Genomic DNA, 4,659 nt, shown 5'->3' on the forward strand with positions numbered 1-4,659 from the left:
ATCCAGACCTATGCACTTGCCTATCAGACCGGTTCGGCATGGAACGAGACGGGGTTCGCCGATCCAGACTTCGATGCCAAGGTCCACAAGGCCAATTCCATCGCCGATCCGGAGCAGCGCCGTGTGGTAATGAAGGAACTGCAGGTCATGCTGCAGGATTCCGGCATCATCGTTCAGCCTTACTGGCGAAAGCTGTTCTGCCATATGAAACCTGCCTTGATGGGCTACCAGATGCATCAGGCCTATGAGCAGGATTTCACACGGGCCTGGCTCGCCGCCTGATCGCGGACGACCCCTCCGACAGGGCGGCGCATTTTCTGGCGCCGCCCTTAGAGCAGTTCACCGTTTCACGGAAACGGCGAGCTGCTCTAACTCTTTGTTTTGAGGCAATTTTGGCCGGAAAACCGCTTCACACTTTTCCTAGAATTGCTCTAGCCTGCTCACCGGGGACGTTGCGCCGAAGCGTCGGCCTCAAGGGCGTTCGAGGGGCAGTGCGGGCTTTGTATCGGGCATGATGCGCAGACGCGCCCACACATGCCCTGCCTTGTCAGGTCGGCCGGGATTGCAGGCCGCCACACCGGACCGGCTGGCACATCAAGCGTGTGAAACATTCTGGTTTCTGCCTCTGTCATCATCTAGCTCCGGTTCATGGCTGGAGCTTACTTTTGACTGGGGGAAGCGAAACCCGCTTTCCCGGGCAACGACCTTCCCGAAAACCGGGAGAATTCGTGCTCTTGGTGCCGAGAGGGACCCGAAGCAGCAAGACGACCGCATGAGCGGTCTGCCGCACCGGGTGCTATTGCCGGATCTCGACAGGTCTCTGCCGCTCAGTTGAAGTGAATTCGCCTGCCTATTGTGCGGAACTCTAGCCTGTCTTGGACGTTGGACCCGACATCTGAAAGATATTTCCTGCTGACGCGATAGGCAGTATTACGAAGCGGGTGGGACGCCCCGAGCCACACGGCCTGTCGGATATGAAGCAATTTTGCGGTTGAGATCGCGGAACATGCAGCGTTATTTCCATCCGATCTGGAGATCTTAAATTGCCAGCTCGAATATGCTGCGTCTTTGGCAGCTGGCAATTGCTCAGCCTGGTTGCCTCACTTCGCCAATCAACAATGGATGGAAGCTCCCCGGCGGATCAGGAGCATGAGGACTATCTCCTGCTTTATGAAACGGCCGGCGTTTCCGAGCATTTCAAGACCGGTCTTGCTGAACTTGCGTCTAAAGTATGGACCTGGAGACGGATCATATGGGCGTACGACCTTCTGACGTCCGAGCGTAAATATGGGCAACTGCAAATTTTCCGGATCCATCGTCTGATCCGAGACACAATTGGTCTCGACGCGAGTTCCGTAGCTGAAATTTGGGCCTGCTTCGTTAACCGGCCGTCGGAAAAAATACTGCTGGACTCATACCCAGAAGCCAAGATCGTTTTGTATGAGGATGGCTTGACGTCATACCTTCCATTCGAGATGGCAACCATGTCACGGCCGCCGGGCACAAGGTTTCGACGACGCATCACCGCGGCCTTGATTGCAGGACTCTCTACAATTTCACCGGCGTTCCGATTGAGGAAAGCGGCCGACAGGATAGAAAGACACCATCTGAGACGGGTGACGAAGTTTTATTCTTTGCTTCACGAAATCCCCATTCACGATGCACTGGAGAACGTACCGAGATTTCAGGTCGGCGCTTCGCTGATGCGCGACGTAATAGATGAAGCCTGCAGGGATGCGCTTTCCGGCGGCGATGAACATTGCCGTGCGTCAGCCAACCCACGGATCCTGCTGCTCGGCCAGGCATTGTCGCGAAACCGCATAATGTCGTACGCGCAAGAGGCGGCGATCTATAGACGAATTGCGGAGCAGATCGTCGAGAGGGGATACGACGTCGTCTGGAAGGAACATCCCAGAATAAGCAAGCCCTTCTTCCCCGAATTGCTGGATGCAGTTGGCAATGTGACGGCCGACGCCAACACCAGGATCATGGCAGCTAACCTGCCACACATATATCCGATAGAGCTTGTCGTATCCCGGATGAACATCGTTGGCTGCGTCTCCGGCACGTCAGCTGCCCTTCTTTACCTGAAGTGGCTTTACGGCATCAAAACATACACATTTGCGGAAACCCTGATCCCCCTCATGACTGGCGCGGATATTCTAATGAGCGAAATGGTAAAAGCCCATGCGGAGCCCTTTTCAACGCTCCAATCTTTGAACGAGACGCAGAAAGGGATCCGTTGAAAGGCGGTAACCCAGCTTGAACACGATCCTCGCTGTCCAAATTCGGACAAACTCGATCTGGGACACCATCGATGTCAAAGCCGCTTTCAGTCCTTCAACGAGCCACCAAGGCCGACGTTCGATCGGAGCCGTTTCCACACATCATCCTGCGTGACGCCCTTCCCCTCGATCTCTACCAGGAATTGGCCGGCACGTTTCCCGCTCCGGAAACGCTCGAAATCGATACACGCCGCAACAACACCAGGTGGGATTATGAGGCCCACCGCGTTCGGTCGAACGAAGCCGTGCCGCAAATATGGCGCGACTTTATCGCCTACCATGTATCGCAAGCATTTTTCGGCGAGGTCGCCGACCTGTTCTACGACGATATTCACAAGTTCTACCCTGATTATTACCCCAATTATGAACGCCTCAAGAATATGAAAGCGGGCATCAGGTTTAGTGACACCTATGCAACGCGCGACATACTGATGGATGCGATGCTCAGCGGGAACACGCCGGTGACCAATGCCGGATCGGTGCGGACAAGCCACATCGACAATGGCGACAAGCTATTTTCTGGCCTGTTTTATATGAGGCCGGAAGATTATGATGCCGTTGGCGGGGACCTGACAATTAGTCGTTTCCAGTCCAAATACGCCACGCTGAAAGCCAAAGCGACACTCTTCAATGATGCCTATGTCGACGACACCCATTTGGAATGCGTCGAAACAGTTCAATACGACAAGAACATTCTTGTATTGTTCATCAATTCGATTGAATCGGTCCACGGCGTCACAGTCCGCCAACCCACCAACAAATCCCGGCTTTTCGTCAATCTGGTTGGAGAAGTCGAAAAGCCATTCTACATCAAAGGAAAAAAGATACGGCCGCGCTACGTCCCGGCGCATCAAAATCAGGATGAGGCGGAACAGACCTGGCTGAAAAAGCTCAAGCAAAAATTGCGGCTTTAGAAGAACAACGCCGTCGATCCGAGTTTCAGCCTGAACTGCCAATACCGAGCCGGATTCGACTTTCCCGGCGGCCAGGCAAAGATTGGAACAGAATGAGATTTTATCCAGCCGTCGAACGGATCGCCTTTTTCGCCACGCTTGCCGCTGTTCTTGCCCTTGCACTGCTGCCTATACCCCGACTCGAAGAGTACGGGATCGATATCGGTTTCCGTTCCGACAAGCTGAACCACGCCAGCGCCTTTGCCGTCATGACTTTCCTTGGAGGGCTCGGCTGGCCCGATCGAAAAACAAGACTAATCGTCTTCCTGGCCATGATTGGAGCGGCGATCGAGGTCCTGCAGGGCACGGCGCTGATACGGCGCGATCTGGATGTGTTCGACTGGTTTGCCGATTGCGCCGGCATCGCATGTGGCCTCGTGGCCGTGATCTGTGTGAACTGGATCTTGCGGCGCAGAGGTTGAGCCCGCTCTCAAGCCTTATCTGCACGGCGCCGATAGCCACAGGAGTTCGCCCTCGGCTCCATTGACTCAGCGAAATCGGATTGCAACGATCCGATCCGAGAGTGAGCGATTTTTCTAACTTGGCCGGACAGATATTTTGGGCGCGGCACCCAGGAAGTGCGCCATCAGTATTGAGGGACGATGACGATCAAGATCAGGCTTCCGGGCGGTGTATTGAAGGTCAAGCAACGTTATGAGTTGCGGCGGCGAGAGCACAAGGGCGAAGTCCCGGTCTGGCAGTTTGGCAAATATTTCGTCATCTGGTGGCCCAGTACAATTCCTGATCGCCCCTCCAGGAGCTCGAATACTGATGAGGAACTTGAAATGAATCTTCCATCGTCTGGAGAAAGCACGTAAGCTCTATGCATCATGGCTTTGCGAATCAGATTGCCGGGGGGCACACTGAAGGTGAAGACCTACCGGGAACTGCGTGATCGCGAGCGGGATCGCAGGGTGCCTGTGCTGAAACTGGGCTCGCTCTATTTCGTCTGGTCCCCGGCCAAACATCATTCGCACAGGCACAGTCCGCGGCCCTGACATTTTTTGCCGAGCGAGAACCGCTTGCACCCTTTTCCTGAAATTGCTCCGGTGCGGCCCATTCCAGCCAGCGCGACCTGGGTCAGCTTGCCTCGCGCATGGCCTCGGCCGCCTGCAGGTCGACCGACACCAATTGGCTGACGCCCTGTTCGGCCATGGTGACGCCGAACAGCCGGTTCATGCGCGCCATGGTGATGGGATTGTGGGTGATGATGACGAAGCGCGTCTCGGTGGTGGCGGCCATTTCGTCCATCAGGTTGCAGAAGCGCTCGACATTGTGGTCGTCGAGCGGGGCGTCGACTTCGTCGAGCACGCAGATCGGCGCCGGATTGGTCAGGAACACCGCGAAGATCAGCGACATCGCCGTCAACGCCTGCTCGCCGCCCGACAGCAGCGTCATGGTCTGCGGCTTCTTGCCGGGCG

At 55.7% G+C, this 4,659-nt stretch carries 5 protein-coding genes and 1 pseudogene; 5 read left to right on the plus strand and 1 reads right to left on the minus strand.

From position 1 onward, the window contains the following. From EN914_RS24835 to EN914_RS24855, 5 genes and pseudogenes are all read left to right on the plus strand, one after another. Positions 1-282: pseudogene (locus EN914_RS24835) on the plus strand (diguanylate cyclase); the annotation flags it as partial. 800 nt (positions 283-1,082) lie between these two features. Continuing rightward, entirely contained in the window at positions 1,083-2,246 is a 1,164-nt protein-coding gene (locus EN914_RS24840; protein ID WP_245462144.1) for an alpha-2,8-polysialyltransferase family protein, read from the plus strand. Between the two features lie 71 nt (positions 2,247-2,317). Beyond that, entirely contained in the window at positions 2,318-3,199 is an 882-nt protein-coding gene (locus EN914_RS24845) for a hypothetical protein (RefSeq protein WP_024503629.1), read from the plus strand. A 92-nt stretch (positions 3,200-3,291) separates the two neighbouring features. Then, complete coding sequence (locus tag EN914_RS24850) at positions 3,292-3,660, plus strand: hypothetical protein (protein WP_024503628.1); 369 nt, start codon at positions 3,292-3,294, stop codon at positions 3,658-3,660. Between the two features lie 180 nt (positions 3,661-3,840). After that, entirely contained in the window at positions 3,841-4,056 is a 216-nt protein-coding gene (locus EN914_RS24855; RefSeq protein ID WP_081714302.1) for a hypothetical protein, read from the plus strand. Positions 4,057-4,318: 262 nt separating this feature from the next. Here the strand turns inward: EN914_RS24855 and EN914_RS24860 are convergent. Then, on the minus strand, positions 4,319-4,659 hold a 341-nt coding region (locus EN914_RS24860; protein WP_164778887.1), incomplete at its 5' end, for a hypothetical protein.

The organism is Mesorhizobium sp. M7A.F.Ca.CA.001.08.2.1 (assembly GCF_003998455.1).
Classification (GTDB): domain Bacteria; phylum Pseudomonadota; class Alphaproteobacteria; order Rhizobiales; family Rhizobiaceae; genus Mesorhizobium; species Mesorhizobium ciceri.

What these genes read in the sequence shown, in the direction of transcription:
- EN914_RS24845 (WP_024503629.1), top strand. Translation starts at nt 2,318, where the DNA reads ATGTCAAAGCCGCTTTCAGTCCTTCAACGAGCCACCAAGGCCGACGTT.
- EN914_RS24850 (WP_024503628.1), top strand. Translation starts at nt 3,292, where the DNA reads ATGAGATTTTATCCAGCCGTCGAACGGATCGCCTTTTTCGCCACGCTT.
- EN914_RS24855 (WP_081714302.1), top strand. Translation starts at nt 3,841, where the DNA reads ATGACGATCAAGATCAGGCTTCCGGGCGGTGTATTGAAGGTCAAGCAA.